We start from the raw sequence: 23,362 nt of genomic DNA on the forward strand, positions 1-23,362 counted from the left end.
GGATTGTCCTGCAAAATTGCTTAATCACCAAGATAAATTCGCTTCACCGGCTACATCGAGGTTTCCACAATGGCTGGATAAGGTCGGGAGGACTACGAGATGGACATTGGCGTTAAGGACAAGGTCGCGCTTGTTTTCGGCGCGGGCGGCGGACTTGGCGGCGCAATCGCGAAAGCGCTTGCAGCCGAGGGGGCCCGGATTGCATTGGCTGATATCGCCGAGGACGCCGCGAAGGCCACCGCCGCGGAGATTGCGAAGTTTGGCGGTACCGCCCGCGTCTATCAATGGGACCTCGCCGACATCGCAGGCATCGCTCACAAGATCGCGCAAATTGAATCAGATCTAGGCCCCGTCGACATCCTGATCAACAACACCGGCGGCCCCCCTCCGACACCCGCAGCGGGCCAGGACGCAGCTCTCTGGTCGAAAAGCTTCGAGAGCATGGTGCTCTCCGTCATCAAGGTTACGGACAACCTGCTGCCCGGGATGCGCGCGCGGAAATGGGGTCGCATCATCACGAGTACGTCGTCCGGTGTCGTGGCTCCGATTCCAAACCTCGGCATCTCCAACGCCTTGCGGTCCAGCCTCGTTGCCTGGTCGAAAACGCTGGCCCGCGAGGTCGGAGCCGACGGAGTGACTTGTAACATTGTCCTTCCGGGACGCATCGCCACGCCGCGGATCAAGTTTCTGGATGAGAAGAAGGCCGAGCGCGAGAAGCGCCCAGTTGCCGAGGTCGCGCACGAAAGCGAGAGCTCGATCCCGGTCGGCCGATATGGCGATCCCACCGAGTATGGGGCCGTCGTCGCCTTTCTGTCGGGGCGATCTGCGTCCTATGTGACCGGGTCCGTGATCCGCGTCGACGGTGGACTGATCGCAAGCATTTAGGAATTCTCGCAAACATCGCGCACTAAGACGCGACGCGAGCAAACGATACAATATTGGGAGAAAAGGCTCATGAGTGCTACGACCAGTCACGTCGGAGAGATGTCGACGATTGGAGTTGGAAGAGCGAGATGGCTGATTGTCCTGCCGGCGGTCTTCATCATGTATACGATCTCCTTTTTTGATCGTGTTAACATCGGCATGGCTCTCCCGCACATCACTCCGGAGCTCGGGCTGACGCCGGTCCAAGCCGGGTGGGTCGGTGGATCGTTAGCCTGGGGCTATGCCATCACGCAGCTCGCGGGCGGCTTCCTGGCGTTGAAATTCGGCTCGCGCCGGCTAATCGGTCTGTGTTTGGTGCTATTCGGCGCGACGGCCATCGCGACGGGACTGGTCCGGAATTTCTGGGAACTCGTCGCAGTCCGCTTTCTGCTTGGTCTGTTCGAAGGTCCCATCTACGCAGCAACGTCCATGTTCCTGGCCCAATGGTTCGTGAAAAGCGAACGGGGCCGCGCATTCGGCATCTGGAACCTGAGCCTCGGAATTGGCGGCTTTCTCGCCGGGCCGATTTCTGGCGCGCTGTTGTCGGCCTATGACTGGCGCCTCACGATGGTCGTGGAAGGCGTTCCGGCCTGGATCTTCTGCGCGGTCTGGTTCATGTCGATTCCAAAATCGATCGACGCCGCCTCTTGGCTGTCCGAGGCAGACCGCAAGCTCATCAAGGACGAGCTTGCCGCCGAGCAGGCGGCCCATTCCACGTCCATCTCCGAACCGTGGTGGCGGATTTTCAGTGAGCCTGCTGTGTGGCTGATGACGGCCGGCTTTGGTCTCAACAGCGTCCTCCTCTACGGGTTCACGCTCTGGCTGCCCGCGATACTCAAATCATACGGGACGCTGAGCGAATTCATGGTCGGCCTGTATGCCGGTGCACCGTTCCTCACGACGATGCTGGGCATCCTCTACATTACAAATCGGTCCGACAAGCATGGTCAGGAGCGTCGCTGGCATGCGGCGGTGCCGACGATGTTGACGGGTATGCTGATGATCGGGGCGGCCTTCATTCCCGTGCATCTCTATGCGGTCCAGATCGCAGCCTTCATCATCATCGGCTTTCTCATGAAAATGCTGGTGCCGCTAATCTTTGCCCGATTGACCGAGATCCTGCCGCTCAGCAAGGCCGTTCCGGCGGTGGCATTCGTCAGCGGCGTCGGGAATCTTCTCGGACAGTTCTTCGGTCCGCTGATCATCGGATATGCGAAATCAATTTCCCCGACCTTCACGCTTTCGCTGGTCATCATCGGAATCTGCTCGGTCGCGGGCGGCATCTGCGTTGCGCTGTCCCGCAGCCGGACCGTAGCTTCGACCTAACCACTGCCGCCTCGCTTAACTGCCTCTTGAGAGACCACGACATGACAAAACTGATCGATGCCACGGCCCGAGGGGTCTATCCGATATCTGTCACCCCGTTTCTGGACAATGGCGCCATCGACTTTGCGAGCATGGACAGGCTCGTCGACTTCTTCCTTGAGATCGGCGTGCCCGGAATGACCCTGCTCGGTCTTCTGGGTGAGGCCAACAAGCTGTCCAAGGAGGAGTCGATCGACCTCGTGCGTCGCGTCGTCCGCCGTCTCGACGGCCGCGCCCAGGTGATAGCCGGCGTTTCGCAGGCCGGCTTCGACGAGTTTGCCTCGCTCGCGGCGGCGGTGATGGGCGAAGGCGCATCCGGCATCATGGTCGCGCCGGCCCCATCGTTGAAGACCGAGGATCAGGTGCTCGGCTTCTTCGAAGCGATTTCCTCGCGCATCGGCGAGCATGTGCCGATTGCGCTCCAGGACTATCCGCAGAACACCGGCGTGTATATGTCGGTTGACACGCTTGCCCGCATCATCGAACGCGTGCCAAACGTCCAGATCGTCAAGCACGAGGAAGGCTCGGCGTTGCGCAAGATCACTAAGATGCGAGCGCAGGAGTCCAGCGGCGGTCGCCGCCGGGTTTCGATGTTGGTCGGCAACAGCGGCCTGCATCTGCCTCAGGAGCTCGCGCGCGGCGTCGACGGTGCCAATACCGGCGTTGCCTTCCCCGAGATCCTGATCGAAGTTTGCAATCGCTTTTTCGCAGGCAATCCTGAAAGTGCCGAGGATCTCTACGACATCTTCCTGCCGGTCATTCGCCACGAATGGCAGGTCGGGATTGGGCTCGCAATTCGCAAGGAAATATTCCGCCGCCGCGGCCTGATCGCAACGGCCAAGGCGCGTGCGCCGGGTCCTTCGCTCTATCGCGACGATCACGTAGAGCTGACGCGTCTGCTGGCGCGCCTCGAGCGCCGCGCGGAGGCGGCCGGAGAGTCCGGCCTCATCCGTTCCTATCGCGTGAAGCAGGCGGCCTAAGATGAGTCAAGCGCTCAAGCTTCAGCCCGAGTCCGACACGCTGCCAGTGCTCGATGATGTCCGCGCCGCTGCATCGCGCCTCGACGGCGTGGCGCATCGCACGCCTGTCATGACCTCCACCATCGTCGACGCGCGCGTCGGCGGCCGGTTGTTCTTCAAATGCGAGAACTTTCAGCGGATGGGCGCCTTCAAGTTCCGCGGCGCCTATAACTTCATCTCCCAGCTGAATGACGCGCAGCGACGCGCAGGGGTGATCACCTTCTCATCGGGCAACCACGCTCAGGCGACGGCGCTGGCCGCCAAGCTGCTGGGAGCCCCGGCGCGAATCCTGATGCCGCACGATTCCGCGGCATCGAAAGTCGCGGCGACCAAAGGATATGGGGCAACCGTCCAGATCTATGACCGCTTCTCGACCGATCGTGACAAGCTCGCCGCAGACATCGCCGCAGAGCACGGACTGACGATTGTTCCGCCATATGACCACCGGCATATTGTTGCCGGCCAGGGCACGGCGACCCTCGAACTGATCGAGGACGCTCCCCCTCTCGATATGGTCGTGGCGACGCTTGGCGGCGGTGGCTTGCTCTCGGGCGTGTCGGTCGCGGTACACGGCACTAACCCGAATTGCAGGGTGATCGGCGTCGAGCCGGTTGGCGGCGATGACGGCCTTCAATCGCTTAGGGCAGGCCGGGTGATCCGCATCCCACCCCCGAAGGGCCTTCCTGAAGGCGCGCTCGCAACTCACCTCGGCTCGCTCAACTTTGAGATCATCCGCCGTCACGTGCACGATATCGTGCTGGTCACGGACGACGAGATCATCGCGGCGATGAAATTGCTTACCCAGCGCATGAAGCTCGTCGTGGAGCCGACCGGCGCCCTCCCGTTGGCCGCGCTGCTGGCGGGCAAGCTTGACGTCGCGGGCAAGAATGTCGGCGTGATCGTTAGCGGCGGCAATGTCGATCTCGATCGCTTCGGTCGGCTTATCTCCTGAGGAAGCACTCATGTCGTCTTTGTTCTCGAACATTCCCTCGATCCCGATTGATCCGATCATCCGGCTCTGGCAGGAGTTCACGGCCGACCGCAATCCAGAAAAGCTCAATCTGGTGCTCGGGGTCTACACGGACGCCAATGGCGCCGTGCCGAGACTGCGCTCCGTTCAGAAGGCCGAGCGCAGATGGATCGATCAGGCGCTACCGAAGACATACCGTCCGCTCGAAGGTACTCCGGGTTATCGCACCGCCGTCCAGGATCTGCTTTTGACGGCAAATGCCGGCGCGATCAGCCGGGAACGAGTCACGACCCTCCAGACGATCGGCGGTACCGGCGCTTTGAAGATCGGCGCCGATGTGCTGGCTCGCCTTTCTCCTGGGGCGACCGTGGCCGTCAGCAATCCGAGCTGGGAGAACCATCGCTCATTGTTCGATGCAGCGGGGTTTGCGGTCGTGAGCTACCCCTATTACTCGGCCGAACTCGGCGGCATCGATTTCGAGGCCATGCAGGCCTTCCTGCGTCGCATGACGGCGGGATCGATCGTGGTGCTGCATGCTTGCTGTCACAATCCGACCGGCAACGACCTGACGCCCGATCAGTGGCGGACCGTTATATCCATCCTGAAGGCGCGAGGCCTCACTCCCTTCATCGATATTGCCTATCAGGGCTTCGGGGATGGCCTTGATGACGATGCTTTGGTGCTTGGTGTTCTCGCCGAAGCTGGGATGGAATTCTTCGTTGCATCGTCGTTCTCGAAGTCCTTCTCGCTGTATGGCGAGCGGGTCGGGGCGCTAACCATCGTTGCCGAGAGCGCCGACGCCAAGAAGAAGGTTGAGGACCTTGCCAAACGCATCATTCGCACAAGTTATTCAAATCCGCCGACCCACGGCGCGGTTATCGTCGAGACGGTACTGACCACGCCGGAGCTCCGTGCCGACTGGGAACGGGAATTGGGCGAGATGCGCGAGCGCATCGTCTCGATGCGCCGGCGTCTGGCCGAAAGCCTGCAGCAGCAATTTCCCGAGCGCAGCTTCGATCGGATCAAGGCGCAGAAGGGCATGTTTTCCTATTCCGGCCTCACCGCGCAGGAGGTAGAGCGGCTTCGCGTCGCCCACGGCATCTATGCTGTCGACACAGGCCGCATCTGTGTGGCGGCTTTGAATGAACACAATATCGGGCGCGTCCTGGACGCGCTCGGCCAAGTATTGGCTGGCTGAACACTGGAGGATCACCCATGTCGCCTCCCCTCAAACGCGTATTCCGCTTCGATCTTTGGATCAATCCGGTCTTCGACGAGCGCATGCGCAGTCAGACTGACATCCAGCTCGATATCGGGCGCCTGGCCGCGCCGGATGATGACAACGCCGCCCTGCTTGAGCAGGCCCACATCTACCAGATCTCGCCGGCGCGGGATGAATTGCCACTCAAATGGCATGCGCGCGAGGATCTCCTGAAGCGCTTTCCAAATCTCCTGGCGGTGTCTTCGGGCGCAGCTGGCTTCGACACCGTCGATGTCGATGCCTGCACCCGCGCCGGCGTTGCCGTGGTTAATCAGGTCGGCGGCAATGCGCGCTCGGTCGCCGAGCTTGCCATCGGGCTGATGTTGTCCGTGTCGCGCAAGATTCCGTTGTCCGACCGGAAGCTTCGAACAGAGCGAGGCTTCTCACGCGAATCCCTGATGGGCCATGAGATTTCGGGGGCAACACTCGGCATCGTCGGCATCGGGCATACCGGAGGTCAGGTTGCGCATGTGGCAAAGGCGTTCGACCTGAAGATCCTGGCCCATGATCCGTTGCTCTCGGAGCAGGACATCCGGGCGCGAGGCGGTGAGCCGGTCGATCTGCCAACGTTGCTGGCCGCGTCCGATTTCGTCTCTCTACACTGCCCACTCGACAACACGACGCGCGGCATGTTCGGTGCGCACGCGTTCGCGTCCATGAAAAAGGGCGCCGTGTTCATCTCGACGGCGCGCGGCGGCATTCACGACGAAGCCGCGCTTGCCGAGGCGCTGACCTCCGGCCATCTCGCAGGCGCTGGGCTAGATGTGTGGATGCCGGAACCACCGCCGCTCGACAATCCTCTCCTTCGGCTCGAGAACGTCGTCGCCACCTATCACACGGCGGGCGTAACCCATGAAGCGCGCCGCAACGTTGCCGCATGGGCAGCGGATCAATTGATCGGGCTGTTGCACGGCGAGAAGCCACCGCGTCTTGTCAATGCCGAGGTCTGGCCGCTCGTCCTGGAGCGCAGCGGGAGCGTGCTTAAGGCCAACGTGCCACGCGCATTGCAATCGTCGTGAATGCGGAGAGAGCTGTGATTTTCATATCCGAGCAGGAGACTGCCGCCGCTATCAGTCACGAACTCGCGTTTGATGCGGTTCGTGAGGCGTTGATCCTTGCGGTGTCGTCCAATAGCAAGGTCTTTCCCGCCGTGATTGCCCATGGCTCGGACAGTGGCAATCGCTTCTCCGTCAAGGCAGGTATTGCGGGAGACATTGCCGGCACTAAGATGGGGTTCAATTGGCCGGCAAACAAGAAGCGCGGAATTCCATCGCACAATTCCGTGACGATCCTCATCGATCAGACGGTCGGCCGTATCGGCGCCGTCGTGGAGGCCGGGCTCGTCAACGCCTATCGGACGTCCGCGGCCGATGCGGTTGCCGCGGACAGTCTTGCACGCTCTGACTCGCGCAGCCTCGCGGTGTTTGGTGCGGGCAATCAGGCCGGATATGAATGTCTGGCCTTGGCCAAGATCCGACCGATCGATCGCGTTCTCGTCGTCACGCAAGACATCGCAACCGAGGGGGATCGTTTCATTGCGCGTCTCGCTAAACACGGCCTGCGTGCGGAGATTGCCAACGCCGAGGCCGCCTGCCGGGCAGCCGATATGATCGTCACGGCGACGCCGTCGACCGCGCCGTTGTTTGAGGCAGATTGGGTCAAGCCGGGAACGCATATTTCGTCTATGGGGGCTGATTCAAAAGGCAAGCAGGAACTGCCGCCCGCGCTGTTCAAGCGCGCAAAACTTTTCTGCGACCTACCGGAACAATCGACCACGATTGGCGAATTCCAGCATGCCGCGTCCCTCATCGCATCCGGCGGCGTCGCCTTGACCGCCATCGGCTTGGTCCTGACCGACAAAGCGACAGGCCGCACCTCGCCCGACGACATCACCATCTTCGACAGCTCGGGCATCTCGCTGCAGGACCTTTGCGTCTGCCAAAAGCTTGTGGAGTTGCTTCGGCCAGGAAAGAGCAAAACTGACGAACATCGGTAGGGTTCATCGACTGTGAGGCAGATCAACCGCATCTTCCGCGATGGCAACCATCCAACGTAGGGCGACCCTGCAGTTTACTCTAGAACAGAGTTGTTCTTGATCCCTCGCCCAACGCGCTTGCGTTGTTAGCGGCGCTTCAAAGAGAACGGGCCAGCCGTCAGTTAAGACGTCCAGCAGGCCTGGAGAGACTTTATGCTGCCACGCATCTCCGATATGCCGTCTTCTGCTCCGCTGCATGCTGAGCTCATCGCAGAGCTGCGCCTGCGCGGGTTCGAGGGCGATCTGACGCCAGCCGATGCCGACCGGATCGTCTCGGCGACCGACAACTCGATCTACCAGCTGCTTCCGCAACTCATCGCGTTTCCGCGCAACGTCGACGATCTGGTGCGCCTTGCGCGCGTCACAGCGGGAGAGCGCTTCAAGGACATCGTGTTCGCGCCGCGCGGTGGCGGAACCGGCACCAATGGCCAATCTCTGACTGAAGGCATGGTGGTCGATGTCTCGCGCCACATGAACCGCATCCTCGAAATCAACCCGGAACAGCGCTGGGTGCGGGTGCAGGCCGGCGTCGTGAAGGATCAGCTCAATGCCGCCCTCGCCGAACACGGCCTGTTCTTTCCGCCGGAGCTCTCCACCTCCAATCGCGCCACGATCGGCGGCATGATCAGCACGGATGCGAGCGGCCAGGGTTCCTGCCTCTATGGCAAGACGCGCGACCACGTGCTGGAGCTGACGGCCGTGTTGCTCGACGGCACGGTCTGGACCTCGCGGCCGATCGAAGACGAGGAGCTGCAGCACATCAAGCGCCGCAGCGACCGCGTCGGTGCGGTTCACCGGCTGGTCGACGCGATCCAGCGCGAGCAGGCGGACCTGATCGCAGCCCACTTCCCTAAGCTGAACCGCTGCCTGACCGGTTACGATCTCGCGCATATCCGCGATGAGCGCGGACGCTTCAACCTCAATTCGATCCTGTGCGGTAGCGAAGGCACGCTGGCACTGATCGCCGAGGCCAAGCTCAATGTGGTGCCGATCCCGAAGCACAGCGCCCTGGTCAACGTGCGCTATGGCAGCTTCGACGCCGCGTTGCGCGATGCGCAGGAGTTGATCCGGTTCGGCGCCGCCTCGATCGAGACTGTGGATTCCAGAGTGCTCGGCCTCGCCCAGGACGACGTGATCTGGGACTCCGTCCGGCAATACTTCCCCGAAGACGACGGACAGCGCGCCACCGGCGTGAATCTGGTCGAGTTCGTCGGCAACGTCGAGGCCGATGTCGAGACGTCCGTGCGCAAGGTGACCGACGCGCTCGCGTCCGCCGGGCCATCGCGCGGCCGCCGTGGCTTCACCGTGGCGCGCGGCGAAGCCGATGTCGGCGCGATCTGGGACATGCGGAAAAAATCGGTCGGCCTGCTCGGCAACATGCAGGGCGACAAGCGGCCGATCCCCTTTGTCGAGGACACCGCCGTCCCGCCGGAGCACCTCGCCGACTATATCGCCGAGTTCCGCGCCGCACTGGACGCCCGCAACCTCACTTACGGCATGTTCGGCCATGTCGATGCCGGCGTGCTGCACGTGCGGCCGGCGATCGACATGAAGGATCCGGCACAAGAGCTGCTGATCCGGGAGATCACCGAAGACGTGGTGCGGATCGCCAAGAAATATGGCGGGCTGCTGTGGGGCGAGCATGGCAAGGGCGTTCGTTCCGAATTCTCGCCGCGCTTCTTCGGCCCGCTCTATCCGACCCTGCAATCCATCAAGGCCGCGTTCGACCCGCGCAACCAGCTCAATCCGGGCAAGATCGCTGCGCCCGAGGACGGCAAGCTGCTTGCGATCGATGGGCTGACGACGCGCGGCCAGCTCGACCGGACCATTCCCCGCTCCGTCCGCGCCGCCTATGACGAAGCGCTCCACTGCAACGGCAACGGCGCGTGCTTCACCTGGGATGCGGACGAGGCGATGTGTCCGTCCTACAAGGCGACGCGCGATCGCCGGCATTCGCCGAAGGGCCGGGCCTCGCTGACCCGTGAATGGCTACGTCAACTGGCGGCGGTTGGCGTCGACCCGATCGCGGAAGCCAACAAGCTTCGCGGTGGATCGCCGTGGCGAGGGCTGCTCGCTCGGCTACGCAACAGCTGGAGACGCGAGCCGGATTTCTCGCACGCCGTGATGGATGCGATGGACGGCTGCCTCGCCTGCAAATCCTGCAGCGGGCAGTGTCCGATCAAGGTCGACGTTCCCACGTTCCGGGCAAAATTCCTCGAGCTCTACTACGGCCGCTATCTGCGCCCAGTCCGCCACCACATGGTCGCTTCTCTGGAGGCTATGCTGCCGGCGCTCGGCAAAGTGGGCTGGCTGTACAATTTGCTCCTCGACAACCCGGCGGGTCGCGCCGCGATGCGGGCGATCGGCCTGGTGCACACGCCAAAATTCTCCGCCATTTCGATGCGGCAGGAATTGGCGACGCGCGGGATTGCAATGGCAACGCCGGAGGCGCTGGCTGCGCTGTCGGCCGAAGAGCGCGCGCGCAGCGTGGTTCTGGTGCAGGACGCTTTTACGAGCTGGTACGAAACGCACGTGGTGTTGGCGGTGCTCGATCTGATCCAGGCCATCGGCTTCAAGCCGTTCGTCGCGCCCTTCCTCCCGAATGGAAAGCCGCTGCACGTGCATGGCTTCCTCTGCGCCTTCGATCGCGCAGCCTCGCGCAACGCCGCCATGCTGCGCGAATTGGCCGCGACCGGCGTCGAGCTGGTCGGCGTCGACGCCTCGATGACGCTGACCTATCGCTCGGACTACAACATGCTCGCGGAAGTGGACCGTCCGCCGCCGGTGCTGCTGATCCAGGAATGGCTCGCCCGTCACCGCGATGCAATTCCGAGATCGTCGAACTCCGCTGGGGAATATCTGCTGCTGCCGCACTGCTCAGAGCGATCGCTTGCCGTGTCCAGCTTGAAGGACTGGCAAGCGGCATTCAACGCGGCGGGTGCGGCTCTGCGCGTGCTGCCTTCAGGTTGTTGCGGTATGGCCGGGACCTATGGCCACGAAGTCGACCACCGCATCACATCTGAGCGAATCTACGCGATGAGCTGGGGGCCTCGGGTTGCGGAATCGGCGAAGAGCGGTCGTTTGCTTGCGACCGGCTACTCATGCCGGTCGCAGGTTCAAATTGTGGACCGGCAAACCCTACTTCATCCAGCGCACGCGCTGACAGCCTTGTTGCGCGGGCCTTGACTGAGCGCAGTTCGCGCTCATGACCTCCGATGGCGCTGCATCGCGCCTATCACGGGCCATAAGGACTGCTCTCTAACTCGGCGGCGATCTTCAGTGGATGAACTACATATGACAACTTCATCAACCACCGGAGAATGCCGTGATTAGCGCTGTATCACTATTTGAGACAGGAAGTCCCTGTAGCTCTGCAGGCCGGTGCTCCAAATTGGCAAGGCCGTAGTCGAGTGTCGAATAAAACTGAAACAGATCGAACGAGTAAACCGGCCGATGGGGAGATTGGTGCGTACTCCATGCACCATGCAAGTCGGCAGCAAGGAGTGGAATGATGACGAAGGGTTCTGATCTACTTGTAGCGGCGTTGGAGCATGAAGGGGTCGACCGGATATTTGGCGTGCCGGGCGAGGAAAATCTCGATGTCGTCGAGTCCTTGCGTAATTCGAAGATCGAGCTGGTGTTGACCCGCCACGAGCAGGCGGCGGCATTCATGGCAGCAACCCATGGCCGGCTGACCGGCCGGCCCGGCGTCTGTATCTCGACGCTCGGTCCGGGTGCCCTGAACTTCTCGACCGGCGCGGCCTATGCCCATCTTGGCGCCATGCCGATGCTGATGATCACAGGCCAAAAGGCGATCATGACCAGCCGGCAAGCACGGTTCCAGATCGTCGACGTGGTCGCCTCGATGAAGCCGCTGACGAAGATGTCGCGGCAGATTGTCAGCGCGGCCTCGATCCCCACCCTGGTCCGCGATGCCTTCCGTGTAGCAATGGAGGAGCGGCCGGGCCCGGTCCTGCTCGAGTTGCCCGAAGACATCGCCGGTGATGAGGTCGAGACGGTGCCGATGGTACCGATCCACCCAATCGAGATCCCCGTCGCGCACCGCGCGGCGTTAGATCGTGCGGCCGAGATGATCTTGGCGGCGAAGCGCCCGCTAATCATGCTCGCGGCCGCCGCCAGCCGCCCGCGTTCGACCTTTGGTCTCGCGGGCTTCGTGCGCCGCACCGGCATTCCCTTCTTCACCACGCAAATGGGAAAGGGCACCGTTCCCGGCGGCACCAACCTTTATATGGGCACAGCCGCGCTATCGGAGCGCGACTATGTACATGAAGCGATCGATCAGGCCGACCTGATCATCGCCATCGGCCACGACACCGTGGAGAAGCCACCGTTCATCATGGGTCCCAAGGGGCCACAGGTGATTCATGTCGGCTACTCGCCAGCAACCGTGGAGCAGGTCTATTTCCCGCATTCTGAGGTCGTGGGCGATGTCGGCCCAAGCCTGGAGTTGCTCGCGGACCGACTCGAAGGCAAGCTGCCGAACGCAAAGGCCTTGCTGCCGCTGCGCGACGGCATTCTCGGCCGCATTTCCGACCGCAATACTGAAAACCGCTGGCCGGTGACGCGGCAGCGGCTGGTGCACGACGTCCGTCAGGTGATCCCGGAGAATGGCATCGTCGCGCTAGACAACGGCATGTACAAGATCTGGTTCGCGCGCAACTACCGGACTTATGTCGCCAATACGCTATTGCTCGACAACGCGCTGGCCACGATGGGCGCCGGCCTGCCCTCGGCGATGATGGCGGCAATGCTCTATCCGGATCGCCGCGTCATGGCGATCTGCGGCGACGGCGGTTTCATGATGAACAGCCAGGAGCTGGAGACGGCGGTCCGCCTCAAGCTCAACCTGGTTGTCCTGATCCTCAATGATGGCGCCTACGGCATGATCCGATGGAAGCAGGCGGTCGACACCTTCCCGGATTTCGGCCTCACCTTCGATAACCCGGATTTCGTTCGCTACGCGGAGTCCTACGGCGCCAAGGGCTCGCGCGTCACCTCGGTCGATGGGCTCGTGCCGGCGATGGAGGCGGCATTCAAGGGCGGCGGCGCGCATCTCGTCGATGTCGCCATCGACTATTCCGAGAACACGCGGGTTCTGGTCGACGAGTTGCGCAATCGCAAGCTCGGAGTCGAGCCTAACTGAGGAGCATTGCGATGTTGCAGGTAGTACAGGCGTTCGACCGAGCCCTCTTTGCGGAGGTCCCGGTCGACGATGCCGATGCCATGGAAGTGAAGATAGTGGCGGCACTTGGCGTCCTCGCCGACCGTGATGGTTGGCTGGCGCCACATGTCCGCGCGGCGGTGTTGCGGCGGGCGGCGACGTTACTGGATGGACGGCGCGACCATTTCGCGCGCCAGATCGCGCGCGAGGGCGGCAAGCCGCTCACCGATGCAATCGTCGAGGTAACACACGCAATTGACGGCCTGCATTGTGCGGCCGATGAACTCAGGAACTTCGCCGGCCGTGAAATCCCGATGGGGCTGACGGCGGCGTCCAGCAGCCGCTGGGCGTTCACGACACGCGAGCCGATCGGCGTGGTGTTCGCGATCTCGGCGTTCAATCATCCGCTCAATCTGATTGTGCATCAGGTTGCGCCGGCGATCGCGGTCGGCTGCCCGGTCATCATCAAGCCGGCGAGCGCGACGCCACTGAGCTGCCTCGATTTGGTGGCGCTCCTGCGTGAGGCGGGTCTGCCGGCAGCATGGTGTCAGACCTTCATCCCGCGCGGCTCGGCGCTTGCCGAGCAGTTGGCCTGCGACCCACGCATCAGTTTCCTGAGCTTCATCGGCTCGGCCAGCGTTGGCTGGCGGCTGCATGGCAAGCTTGCGCATGGCACCCGTTCTGCGCTCGAGCATGGCGGCGTGGCACCAGCGATCGTCGACCGCAGCATCAATCTCGACCGCGTCATTGAGCCGCTGGTGAAGGGCGGCTTCTACCATGCAGGCCAAGTCTGCGTGTCGACTCAGCGCATCTTCGTGCATGAAGCCATCTACAACGCCTTCACCGAGAGCCTGGTCGCCCGCGTCGCCAAGCTGCGGACCGGTGATCCGATCTTGCTGGAGACCGAGGTCGGGCCGCTGATTAATCCCAAGGAGGTTGACCGCGTCACCGATTGGATTGGGGAAGCGACTGCTGCCGGCGCAAGACGCGCAATCGGCGGCGAGCGGCTGTCGGCGACCACAATGCAGCCGACGGTCCTGCTTGAGCCACCGGCGGACGCGAGAGTGTCGCGCGAGGAGGTGTTCGGTCCGGTCGTCTGCGTCTACCGCTATGCGCAGCTGGATCAGGCTATCTCGCAGGCGAATTCGCTGCGTGTGCCGTTCCAGGCTTGCGTGTTCAGCGATGACATCGACGTGGCGCTCCGTGCCAGTGAGCGGTTGGACGCGTCGGCGGTCATGATCAATGATCCCACCACGTTTCGGACCGACTGGATGCCATTCGCCGGACGACGTGAGGCCGGTTACGCCGTCGGAGGCATCCCTTATACCATGCGCGATATGACGCAGGAAAAGATGGTGGTGCTGCATCGGCGCGCGTGACGCTGGGCACCCACGCGACGAAGAGGAGCGGGAACATGATCGGAAAATTCACCTTCCAAGCGCCAGCAAACATCTTGTTCGAGCCGGGCGCCTCCGGGAAGATCAGTGAGCTGGTCGCGGGCTACGGCGCCAAGCGCGTGATGCTGGTGACGGACAAGGGCGTCCGCGGCGCGGGGCTGACCAAAGGCGCCGAGGCCTCGCTTGCAGCAGCCGGCATCAAGCTCAGCGTGTTCGACGACGTCGTTGCCGATCCGCCTTCGCGTATCGTCGAAGCCGCGGCGGGCGCCTGCCGGGTCGACGACATCGAGCTGGTGCTGTCGATCGGCGGCGGCAGCGCGCTTGATACCGCCAAGCTCGTCGCCTATCTCGCCAAGACGCCGGATCGTCTCGACGACATCTACGGCGTCGGGCTGGCGAAAGGAAAGCGCCTACCGCTGCTGCTGGTGCCGACCACCGCCGGCACCGGTTCGGAGGTGACGCCGATTGCGATCGTCACCACGCCGACCACCGAGAAGAAAGGCGTGGTCTCTCCGGTGCTGATCCCGGACTGGGCGATCCTCGATCCCGAATTGACGCTGGGCCTGCCGGCGCCCGTGACCGCCGCGACCGGGATCGACGCGATGGTGCATGCGATCGAGGCCTATACCAGCAAGGTGAAGAAGAATCCGATATCCGACCAGTTGGCGCGCCAAGCGCTGGCGCTGCTGTCGGCCAATGTGCGAAAAGTCTGCCAGGACGGCGGCAATCTCGAAGCCCGCGCGGAAATGCTGCTCGGATCGATGCTCGCCGGCATGGCCTTCGCCAATGCGCCGGTCGCCGCGGTCCATGCGCTGGCCTATCCGATCGGCGCGATCTTCCATGTGCCGCACGGTCTGTCCAATGCGCTGGTGCTGCGTCACGTGCTTGAGTTCAACCTGCGGGCGGCGGAAGGGCTTTATGCCGAGCTCGCCGAGATCATCAAACCCGGTCTGCGCGGCAGCCAGGCAGAGAAGGCGCGGGCCTTCATCGACGAGATGACGTCGATCGGCCGCGACTGCCAGGTGCCGGCCTCGCTCGCCGATGTCGGCATCGGCCGCGACGATCTGAAGAAGCTCGCCGAAGACGCAATGAAGCAGACCCGGCTGCTGGTGAACAATCCGAGAGAGATGACGCTGGACGATGCCTACGCGATCTATAGCGCCGCCTTCGGCGACGGCAGCAACCGCTTCGCGCAGGCTTCCCATGGCTGAGGAGAGCCGGGCTAATCCGTTCGGTTCGATCGCCGCGCAATGGATGGACTCCTGGCGGGCGATGGCCGCGTCTGCCGCTGGTGTCAGCGAGACCTGGTCGAACTCGATGCTGCCCTTCATCGTGAAGCGCGCCGCCGAGAGCGGCTTTGGCATGACGGCCGGCAACGACCTCGCCGAAGCCATCGAGCGGATGGCCAAGGGGCCGCGACTGGCCGATGTGCTCGATTTCGACTGCAAGCTCGCGAATCTGACCGCGGCCTGGAACGAGCTGCAGGGCAAGCTCGCGGCTTATCAGGTCGTGGCTGCAAGGCCCTGGATGCGCGCGGCGGAGCAGTTCAGCACGCGGCCGCAAGATCAGAAGGCGAAAGACATCAACTGGCGCGCGCAACTCGGCGCCTGGAACGAGCTCGCCAATGAAGAGCTGATCGCTAACCAGCGCACCGAGGAATTCCTCGCCGCGCAGAAGCAGTTGCTGCAGGCTGCCGTCGAATTCCGTGCGCGGCAGTCCGAGATCTCCGACACCATCGCCGCGATGCTAGGCATCCCGACCCAGCGTGACTTCGATGAGGTGACGCGCCAGCTCACCGAGCTGCGGCGCGAGGTGCGGGCGCTGGAGCGTCGGGTCGAGGCGGGATCGCGGGGGAATGCATGAGCAGCGAGAAGCAAGGCTGGAACGCGGCCGGCCCGTTCGCCGAGATGACCGACAAGATGCTGAAGGCCGGCAAGCTCGTGTCTGCAATCAAGGACGACGACGTCGATGTCGGCGCGACACCGAAGACGCTCGTCATGCGCCGCGACAAGGTCGAGCTGTTCCGCTACACGCCGACCGCCGAGCAGAAGGTGATGACTCCGGTGCTTCTGGCCTACGGCCTGATTGGCCGCTACACCATGGCCGATTTGCAGGAAGACCGCTCGCTGGTTCGCAGCCTGCTGCGCCAGGGGCTCGATCTCTGGCTGGTCGATTGGGGTCAGCCCAACCGCACCGAGCGCTGGCTGACCATCGACGATTATGTCGACGACTACATCCAGGCCGCGGTGGAGCGGGTTTGCCGCGAGACCGGTCATGACAAGATCATGCTGCTCGGCATCTGCGAAGGTGGTGTGTTCACGACCTGCTACGCGGCGCTGCATCCGGACAAGGTCAAGGGCCTGGTGCTGACGATCACGCCGATCGACTTCCACGCCGACCGCGACGATCCCGATACGCACCACGGCTTCCTCAATCTCTGGACCCGCAGCTTGGAAAGTGCCGACATCGACAAGCTCGTCGATACCTATGGCGGACTGCCCGGCGAGTTCATGAGCTCGGTCTTCTCCCTGATGACGCCGATGCGCTCGCTGACGAAATACAATGTCGACCTGATCGACGTCGTCGACGATGAAGCCAAGCTGATGAATTTTTTGCGGATGGAAAAATGGCTCGCAGACCGTCCCGCGCATCCCGGCGAGGCGGCCAAGCAATGGCTGAAGGATCTCTACCAGGACAACAAGCTGGTGAAGGGCGAGTTCGAGCTGAATGGACGGCGCGTTGATCTCTCCAGGCTGACGGCACCGGTGCTCAATGTGTTCGCGCTCAACGACCACATCATTCCGCCGACATGCTCGCGCGCGCTCGGCGCCCATGTCGGCACCAAGGATTATCAGGAGATCAAGCTGCCCGGCGGCCATGTCGGCCTGTTCGTGTCCAGCAAGTCGCAGGGATCGCTCAGCAAGGGCATATCGGCGTGGCTCGCAGCCAGGGATTAGCGCGATGACCCAGGAACCAGCGCGATGACCAAGGACAAGATCGTTACTGCGGATGAGGCCGTGGCCATCATCAGAGATCGCGACACGGTCTGCACCTCCGGCTTCGTCGGCATCGGCACCCCCGACGAGCTGCTGATCGCGCTGGAGAAACGCTTTCGCGAGACGCGCCATCCGTCCGATCTGACACTGATGTTTGCGGCTGCGCCCGGCGATTCCGCCGATCGTGGTCTCAACCGGCTCGCGCATGACGGCCTTTTGAAGCGCGTGGTCGGCGGCCATTGGGCGCTGGTGCCCAAGCTCGGCGAGCTCGCACTGGCCAACCGGATCGAGGCTTATAATCTGCCGCTCGGCTGCATCTCGCATCTCTATCGCAACATTGCGTCGCGGGGGCCGGGCGTGATCTCCAAGGTTGGCCTGAGGACCTTCGTCGATCCGCGCGTGCAGGGCGGCAAGCTGAACGAGAGCACCACGGAGGACCTCGTCGAACTGATGCGGATCAATGACGAGGAATGGCTGCGCTACAAATCCTTCCCGATCAACGTGGCGCTGCTGCGCGGCACCACGGCCGATCCGGCCGGGAATATCACGATGGAGCGCGAGGCGCTGACGCTGGACAATCTCGCGATGGCGATGGCCGCGAAGAATTCGCGCGGCTTCGTCATCGTCCAGGTCGAACGCATCGCGGCCAGCAATTCGCTCAATCCACGCGAGGTACAGATCCCCGGCATCCTGGTCGACTGCGTCGTGGTCGCCGATCCCTCCAATCACGTCCAGACTTATGGGGCGACCTACAGCCACGCCTTCTCGGGCCGGCAGCGCGTGCCGATGGATCGCATCAAGCCGCTCGAGCTCGACGAGCGCAAGATCATCGCGCGGCGCTGTGCCTTCGAGCTGCCGCCCGGCGGCGTGGTCAATCTCGGCATCGGCTTGCCCGAGGGCGTCGCCGCGGTGGCGACCGAAGAACACATGCTGCAGTTCCTCACGCTGACGGCCGAGCCTGGCATCATCGGCGGTATGCCGCAAGGTGGTCTCAATTTCGGCACCGCGCTCAATCCGGATGCAGTGATCCACCAGAACCAGCAGTTCGATTTCTATGACGGCGGCGGGCTCGATCTCGCCTGCCTCGGCATGGCGCAGGTCGACAGTGCCGGCAATGTTAATGTCAGCCGCTTCGGCAAGCGTCTCGCCGGCGCCGGCGGCTTCATCAATATCTCGCAAAGCTCGAAGAAGCTGGTGTTCGCGGGCACCTTCAGCAGCGGCGGCCTCAAGGTCGCGGTCGAGGACGGCGCGCTCCATATTCTGCGCGAGGGTTCGGCGAAGAAGTTCATTGCCGCGGTCGAGCAGATTACCTTCAGCGGCGATCACGCCGCCGAGACCGGCCAGCCGGTGTTCTACGTCACCGAGCGTTGCGTCCTGCAGCGGACGCCGGTCGGTGTCGAACTGATCGAGGTCGCGCCCGGCATCGACATCGACCGCGACATCCTTGCCCAGATGGACTTCAAGCCGCTGATCCGCGACGTGCGCCCGATGGACTCGCGTATCTTCCGCGAGGGGCCGATGGGGCTCGCGCATATGCTGCTCGGCCGCAGCACGGCCGACCGGATCAGTTACGACGCCGAGCGCAACACGCTGTTCGTTAATTTCGAGGGCTTTGACGTCCGCACCGTCGAGGATGTCGACATGGTCCGCCGCGAGGTCGAGCGTGCCTGCCGCGCCGTCGGCAAGCCGGTCGCGCTGGTCGCCAACTATGACGGCTTCCATCTCAAGCCCACCGTCAGCGACACCTATTTCTCGATGATCGCCTATCTCGAGCAGCGCTATTACAGCTCGGCCTCGCGCTACACCACCAGCGCCTTCATGCGCCTGAAGCTCGGCGAGGGGCTCACCGAGCGCCACGTTGCCCCGCACATCTTCGAGACCCGCGCCGAGGCGCAGGCCTTTGCACGCAGCCAGCGCAAGGACGACGTCTGACAGGCGCGCGCCATATTCACCAGGGACTGAGATGTTTGAAGTGACAGGGGCCCCGACGATAGCGTCGACGCCGCAACCGGATCGTGAGGATGTCGTGCATGGCTTATCGCCGTCCGGCTTCCATCGGCTGGCCTACGCCGATTGGGGGCCGCTGGACGACAAGCGGCCGATCATCTGCGTGCATGGGCTGACGCGGCAGGGCCGCGACTTCGATCATCTGGCGGAGCGGCTGGTGGCCGCCGGCCGCCGCGTGATCTGTCCGGATCTGCCGGGGCGCGGGCGCAGCGGCTGGATCAGCAATCCCGATCACTACGCGCTGCCGCAATATTGCGCCGATATGAACGCCGTGATCGCGCGGCTTGGCGTTGCCGAGGTGGATTGGGTCGGCACCTCGCTCGGCGGCCTGATCGGCATGATCATGGCCGGCTTCTCCGGCAGCATTGTGCGCAAGCTCGTGATCAACGATATCGGACCGTTCATGTCCTCGACCGGCCTGCAGCGCATCGGCCAGTACATCGGCAACATGCCGTCGCTGTTCAAGACGATCGAGGAGGCCGAGGCGTATTTCCGTAAAGTTCTGGCGCCCTACGGCAAGCTTGCCGATGAACATTGGCGGCATCTGGCCGAGCACAGCGTTCGCTGGGACGATACCAGGCAGGGCTACGGGCTGTTGTGCGATCCGACGATTGCGAAGGGATTCCGCTTGCCGTGGTACGCGGCGCTGAACCTCTGGGAATATTGGGAAGCGATCAACGTCCCGGCGCTGGTGCTGCGCGGCAAGCAATCTGATTTGCTGTCGTTCGAGCTCGCCGCCGAGATGCGCAAGCGCAATCCGCGGGCCAACGTCTTCCAGTTCGACGATTGCGGCCATGTGCCGCCATTGATGGCGCCGGAACAGATCGACGTCGTCACGCAGTTTCTGCTCAAGGACACGATTTCCGGCTTGGGACAACGACATGGTTAGCAAGCGGGAAGAGATCGTCGGGAAGCGATCTACGATGTGTCGGCGGATTGGGCGAAGCGTGCCGATCTACGTCGCACGATATGTGCGGTGAGGCCCGACGACATCGACCCATGGCGTGGCTCACGGCCGCTGGGTCTCAAGAAGGCAGCCCAACAGCCGATTGCCGATGCAGGAGTCTAAAAGCCAAAGAGACGAGCGGGGTTGTCGACAAGGATAAGCTTACGAGCGGTCGCGTCGGGGACCCATTCTGCCAATCTGTTTAGAGCCCGCCCGTCGTCTACCTCGCGAGGAGGTGCCAGGTCGGTCGGTTTACGTCCGGGTACCGGTGCGCTGCCCGGATGCGGGAAATCGCTGCCCCAAAGAATTCGTTCCGGATTCGCGGCCACAAGCGCTCGAGCAAAGGGAGCGATGTCGGCATAGTCAGGGAGACTTTCGGACGAATAATATGGGCCGGATATCTTTACATAGACTTTGCCTGATTTCAGAAGATCCAGCACGAAGGCAAATCCAGGCTGGTCGAGTCCTGCGCTAGTGTCGAGCCCAGCGAAATGATCGAGCACGAGCGGAACCGGAACCGCAGAGATTTGTGTCTTCAAGGCGTTTAGTACGGGTAGGCGAGCATACGTCTGAATATGCCAGGGCAGGCCGCCGATTTGCTGGCTGGTCACTTCGAAACGTCGTCCAGCCTCTTTGGCGTCAACATCGGCGGTCAGGCCCAGGAAAACCCTTACTGCTCGGATTCCACCGGCATTTAGGCGGTCAAGTTCCTGCCGAGCGGTACCTCCTTCAATTAAGGCGACGCCCCGAGCGCGGGAGATACCGATTTTGCGAATGGCATCGAGGGTCGCTGAGTTGTCCGTACCGTAGACGGTAGCAGTGACAATGACGGTACGTTCAATGCCCATCGCTTTATGCAACGCATTGAGATCATCAGCCGTGCTCGGAGGTGGCGTATAGGTGCGGTTCGCTGCGTATGGAAATCGCTCTGGATCGAATACGTGACAGTGTGCGTCCGTCGCTAGTGGAGGCAATGCGACAGTAATGGGAGTTTTTACGGTCGGCGAAGCGTCAACTGCTGCTCGTGATCGTGTACCGTCCAGTATCGTTGCGGCGGCTCCAAGGCCGAGTGCAAGGACGCGCCGGCGCGGCAATGCCTGCGGCAGATTTCTGTAGGACATCTATTCATCCTTACTGTTCGCAGATATTCGTCATGTTCAGAGCGGCATGCCATTGGACGAAGGCGGGCAACGCAGCCTAGCGATATCCGTGAAGCCCTTCCATTGCACAATTCTGAATGACTTCGCTGTCGTCTCACTATGTGGGACGATCAACTCTGCATGCGCTACCGTCTCATCTCAAGAGATTGGTGCGGACCAGTCAATTTCGGGTTCAGCAACCCCGGCAACGCCCGCTTCAAATGCGAGAAGCCGACCTGATTGTGGTGCGGATTCGAGAACGTCCAGGCTAATGCCGTGCCTGGCGGTCGTCACAAACAGCGTCTGCAGATCGCTCCCGCCGAAACATATATCGGTCGGTCTCGCAACGGGTAATGGGATCACACGCGCTACCTCCCCCTCGGCATCGAGTCGGACCAAGCTCCAGCCGTTGTACAATGCAGTCCAAATTCCGCCAGCAGCATCAACTGCAAGACCGGTTGGCCGTCCGCCGCCTGGTGGAAGATGAGCGAGCACCATGGGAACAGATCGCTTGGGGTCGAGCCTGAAGATCTTTCCGGAATCTGGAACAGAGATGATCAACCCATCTCCATTCGGCATCCAGGCCAATGCCGTTGCCTTGCCGGGGAGCCGCCAGACGGGTTTCATGAACCCATCCGTTGATATGACACCGATGACGCTCGATGACCCATCCAGGTCGAGTTTGCTCGCCCAGAGCTGGCCATCGGGCGCCGGTCGCAGCGTCAGCAGCCGTGAGAGCTCCGATATCGGTTGGCGTGCGCGCACGCCGTCGTCGTCGATCCAGAACACAACGCCGGCTGAATCTATTGCGACCGCCCTTCCATTTGCCGCTATCGTAAGCGCCTTCAGCGGCTCGTCGGTCTTCGCAATAAGATAGTCAGGTGCCGATGCCGAGGTGCAACGAATATCGGGACCCAGCGTGTCGACCCACCAGAGATGGTTTTTGCCGGTTGACCATCTCGGGCTACTTCCGTGGAAGGCAGCCGAACCGATCGGCCTTATGGCAACATCGGTTGCGCTGCCAGCAGAGCTGCGCATCTGTGTTCCGATCCGTCGTCCGGCTGCGGCGACTTCGGGTCCAAGCAGTTCAAGGCGCTCCACCGTTAATCGCCAGGACGGCCCTGCAATGCTGACCGATCCGAGCAGACGGCCTTCGGATGAGATTACTGGCGCCCCAACACAATGGACGCCTTCAACGATCTCTTCCAGGTCGATCGCAAATCCCCTCGCCCGAACGATGCTCAAATCGGTCTTCAAGCGGTTGCGATCGGTGATCGTGTTCGGCGTAAGCGCCTTTAACGTGAGCTTGCGCAGCAATGCCTCGCGCTCATCGTCGGGCAGGAACGCCAGCATTGCCTTGCCCTGACTCGTACAATAAAGCTGCTTGCGCTGACCTGGCGTTGCAGACGAACGCAAATCATGCGCACCTTCGCACTTGCTGAGCTGCACGGCCTTGCCGCTCTCGAGTACGGCAAGGTACGCAGTTTCGCCGGTCACATCGCGCAGTCGTCGCAGTTCGGGCTCGGCGATCGTGGCCAGATCGCGCGCGGACCAGACGTTCTGCGCCATTTCAACGAGTCGAAAGCCTAATGCATAGGTCTGTCTTACGGGATCATGGCGCAACAGCCCACGTGCTACCAAGCCCGATAGTATCCGGTATAGTGTGGCGCGCGGCAATCCGACGCGCGTCTGAAGTTCGAATTGATTGACTCCATCACCGGCCGCGCTAACGGCTTCCAGAACGTCACATGCCTTTGAGAGGAGCGCCGCGCCCTCGGGGCGCGAGACTTCTTTCAGCCTATCAGACCCTCTTGCTCCTCGCGGCATCAATGCGTGTCCTCTGTCTATTCTTTTGAGGACATTAGCTATCACGCGTCAGCGTGCAGGTGCGCCCTGCCCCTTGGCCTTGGGAGATCGGTCGTGGCGTGCGTCTCGTACCGATTGTCCAAAGCTTTCCATGGCTTGGAGCATCACTGTCTATGAAGAGCTCGCGTGCGGCAAGCGATCCATAACCGCAAATCTCATGATGTGAGACGCGCGCTCAAGGATATGACGCAAGATCAGGTTCGTAATACTCAATCGCCGATTGGGTAGTGCGGAAAGGCATCGAGTTTCTGCCGA

17 protein-coding genes and 1 pseudogene are annotated in these 23,362 nt (G+C 62.4%); 15 read left to right on the plus strand and 3 right to left on the minus strand.

What is annotated here, in order from left to right:
* Positions 1-99 precede the first annotated feature (99 nt).
* From K289_RS0125960 to K289_RS45085, 15 genes are all read left to right on the plus strand, one after another.
* Positions 100-885: an SDR family oxidoreductase gene (locus K289_RS0125960; protein ID WP_027554213.1), complete on the plus strand. Its 786-nt coding sequence runs from the start codon at positions 100-102 to the stop codon at positions 883-885.
* Between the two features lie 69 nt (positions 886-954).
* Positions 955-2,250 carry an MFS transporter gene (locus tag K289_RS45070; protein WP_198024769.1) on the plus strand — a complete coding sequence of 432 codons (1,296 nt, stop codon included), beginning with the start codon at positions 955-957 and terminating at the stop codon, positions 2,248-2,250.
* A gap of 41 nt (positions 2,251-2,291) precedes the next feature.
* Positions 2,292-3,269: a dihydrodipicolinate synthase family protein gene (locus K289_RS45075; RefSeq protein WP_051310801.1), complete on the plus strand. Its 978-nt coding sequence runs from the start codon at positions 2,292-2,294 to the stop codon at positions 3,267-3,269.
* Position 3,270: 1 nt separating this feature from the next.
* Positions 3,271-4,260 (plus strand): threo-3-hydroxy-L-aspartate ammonia-lyase, encoded by a 990-nt coding sequence (locus tag K289_RS0125975; RefSeq protein WP_051310803.1) that lies wholly within the window; start codon positions 3,271-3,273, stop codon positions 4,258-4,260.
* On the plus strand, positions 4,223-5,476 hold the full coding sequence (locus K289_RS0125980) for an amino acid aminotransferase (protein ID WP_245283994.1): 1,254 nt from the start codon (positions 4,223-4,225) through the stop codon (positions 5,474-5,476). The genes K289_RS0125975 and K289_RS0125980 overlap by 38 nt, the downstream gene beginning before the upstream one ends.
* Before the next feature lie 17 nt (positions 5,477-5,493).
* Positions 5,494-6,558 carry a hydroxyacid dehydrogenase gene (locus K289_RS0125985; RefSeq protein WP_027554216.1) on the plus strand — a complete coding sequence of 355 codons (1,065 nt, stop codon included), beginning with the start codon at positions 5,494-5,496 and terminating at the stop codon, positions 6,556-6,558.
* Positions 6,559-6,572: 14 nt separating this feature from the next.
* Positions 6,573-7,535 (plus strand): ornithine cyclodeaminase family protein, encoded by a 963-nt coding sequence (locus K289_RS0125990; protein ID WP_027554217.1) that lies wholly within the window; start codon positions 6,573-6,575, stop codon positions 7,533-7,535.
* Positions 7,536-7,727: 192 nt separating this feature from the next.
* Positions 7,728-10,760 carry an FAD-binding and (Fe-S)-binding domain-containing protein gene (locus tag K289_RS0125995; RefSeq protein ID WP_027554218.1) on the plus strand — a complete coding sequence of 1,011 codons (3,033 nt, stop codon included), beginning with the start codon at positions 7,728-7,730 and terminating at the stop codon, positions 10,758-10,760.
* 325 nt (positions 10,761-11,085) lie between these two features.
* Positions 11,086-12,738 carry an acetolactate synthase large subunit gene (locus tag K289_RS0126000; RefSeq protein ID WP_027554219.1) on the plus strand — a complete coding sequence of 551 codons (1,653 nt, stop codon included), beginning with the start codon at positions 11,086-11,088 and terminating at the stop codon, positions 12,736-12,738.
* 11 nt (positions 12,739-12,749) lie between these two features.
* Positions 12,750-14,135 (plus strand): aldehyde dehydrogenase family protein, encoded by a 1,386-nt coding sequence (locus K289_RS0126005; protein ID WP_027554220.1) that lies wholly within the window; start codon positions 12,750-12,752, stop codon positions 14,133-14,135.
* Between the two features lie 38 nt (positions 14,136-14,173).
* Positions 14,174-15,364, plus strand: coding sequence for an iron-containing alcohol dehydrogenase (locus K289_RS0126010; protein WP_156918190.1), 1,191 nt, complete (start codon positions 14,174-14,176; stop codon positions 15,362-15,364).
* Positions 15,357-16,016, plus strand: coding sequence for a poly(R)-hydroxyalkanoic acid synthase subunit PhaE (locus tag K289_RS0126015; protein WP_027554222.1), 660 nt, complete (start codon positions 15,357-15,359; stop codon positions 16,014-16,016). Before K289_RS0126010 ends, K289_RS0126015 begins: the two co-directional genes overlap by 8 nt.
* Positions 16,013-17,110 carry a class III poly(R)-hydroxyalkanoic acid synthase subunit PhaC gene (gene phaC / locus K289_RS0126020; protein WP_027554223.1) on the plus strand — a complete coding sequence of 366 codons (1,098 nt, stop codon included), beginning with the start codon at positions 16,013-16,015 and terminating at the stop codon, positions 17,108-17,110. Before K289_RS0126015 ends, phaC begins: the two co-directional genes overlap by 4 nt.
* Before the next feature lie 24 nt (positions 17,111-17,134).
* Positions 17,135-19,081 (plus strand): acyl CoA:acetate/3-ketoacid CoA transferase, encoded by a 1,947-nt coding sequence (locus K289_RS45080; RefSeq protein ID WP_035685772.1) that lies wholly within the window; start codon positions 17,135-17,137, stop codon positions 19,079-19,081.
* Positions 19,082-19,175: 94 nt separating this feature from the next.
* Positions 19,176-20,045, plus strand: a complete 870-nt coding sequence (locus K289_RS45085; protein WP_035685777.1) for an alpha/beta fold hydrolase — start codon at positions 19,176-19,178, stop codon at positions 20,043-20,045.
* A gap of 176 nt (positions 20,046-20,221) precedes the next feature.
* On the opposite strand, the gene K289_RS0126035 is transcribed toward K289_RS45085, so the two are convergent.
* The 3 genes and pseudogenes from K289_RS0126035 to K289_RS53110 form a co-directional block, all read right to left on the minus strand.
* Complete coding sequence (locus K289_RS0126035; protein ID WP_027554224.1) at positions 20,222-21,223, minus strand: amidohydrolase family protein; 1,002 nt, start codon at positions 21,221-21,223, stop codon at positions 20,222-20,224.
* A 177-nt stretch (positions 21,224-21,400) separates the two neighbouring features.
* Entirely contained in the window at positions 21,401-22,810 is a 1,410-nt protein-coding gene (locus tag K289_RS45090; RefSeq protein WP_245283995.1) for an IclR family transcriptional regulator C-terminal domain-containing protein, read from the minus strand.
* 51 nt (positions 22,811-22,861) lie between these two features.
* A pseudogene (locus tag K289_RS53110) lies at positions 22,862-23,068 on the minus strand (helix-turn-helix domain-containing protein); the annotation flags it as partial.
* Between the last annotated feature and the right edge of the window lie 294 nt (positions 23,069-23,362).

The sequence above is a fragment of the Bradyrhizobium sp. Cp5.3 genome (assembly GCF_000426265.1).
Taxonomy (GTDB): Bacteria; Pseudomonadota; Alphaproteobacteria; order Rhizobiales; family Xanthobacteraceae; genus Bradyrhizobium; species Bradyrhizobium neotropicale.

Bases quoted from the DNA above. Each gene is read 5' to 3' on its own strand.
- K289_RS0125960 (WP_027554213.1), top strand. From the start codon at position 100: ATGGACATTGGCGTTAAGGACAAGGTCGCGCTTGTTTTCGGCGCGGGC.
- K289_RS45070 (WP_198024769.1), top strand. From the start codon at position 955: ATGAGTGCTACGACCAGTCACGTCGGAGAGATGTCGACGATTGGAGTT.
- K289_RS45075 (WP_051310801.1), top strand. From the start codon at position 2,292: ATGACAAAACTGATCGATGCCACGGCCCGAGGGGTCTATCCGATATCT.
- K289_RS0125975 (WP_051310803.1), top strand. From the start codon at position 3,271: ATGAGTCAAGCGCTCAAGCTTCAGCCCGAGTCCGACACGCTGCCAGTG.
- K289_RS0125980 (WP_245283994.1), top strand. From the start codon at position 4,223: ATGTCGATCTCGATCGCTTCGGTCGGCTTATCTCCTGAGGAAGCACTC.
- K289_RS0125985 (WP_027554216.1), top strand. From the start codon at position 5,494: ATGTCGCCTCCCCTCAAACGCGTATTCCGCTTCGATCTTTGGATCAAT.
- K289_RS0125995 (WP_027554218.1), top strand. From the start codon at position 7,728: ATGCTGCCACGCATCTCCGATATGCCGTCTTCTGCTCCGCTGCATGCT.
- K289_RS0126000 (WP_027554219.1), top strand. From the start codon at position 11,086: ATGACGAAGGGTTCTGATCTACTTGTAGCGGCGTTGGAGCATGAAGGG.
- K289_RS0126005 (WP_027554220.1), top strand. From the start codon at position 12,750: ATGTTGCAGGTAGTACAGGCGTTCGACCGAGCCCTCTTTGCGGAGGTC.
- K289_RS0126015 (WP_027554222.1), top strand. From the start codon at position 15,357: ATGGCTGAGGAGAGCCGGGCTAATCCGTTCGGTTCGATCGCCGCGCAA.
- phaC (WP_027554223.1), top strand. From the start codon at position 16,013: ATGAGCAGCGAGAAGCAAGGCTGGAACGCGGCCGGCCCGTTCGCCGAG.
- K289_RS45080 (WP_035685772.1), top strand. From the start codon at position 17,135: ATGACCAAGGACAAGATCGTTACTGCGGATGAGGCCGTGGCCATCATC.
- K289_RS0126035 (WP_027554224.1), bottom strand. From the start codon at position 21,223: ATGTCCTACAGAAATCTGCCGCAGGCATTGCCGCGCCGGCGCGTCCTT.
- K289_RS45090 (WP_245283995.1), bottom strand. From the start codon at position 22,810: ATGGCGCAGAACGTCTGGTCCGCGCGCGATCTGGCCACGATCGCCGAG.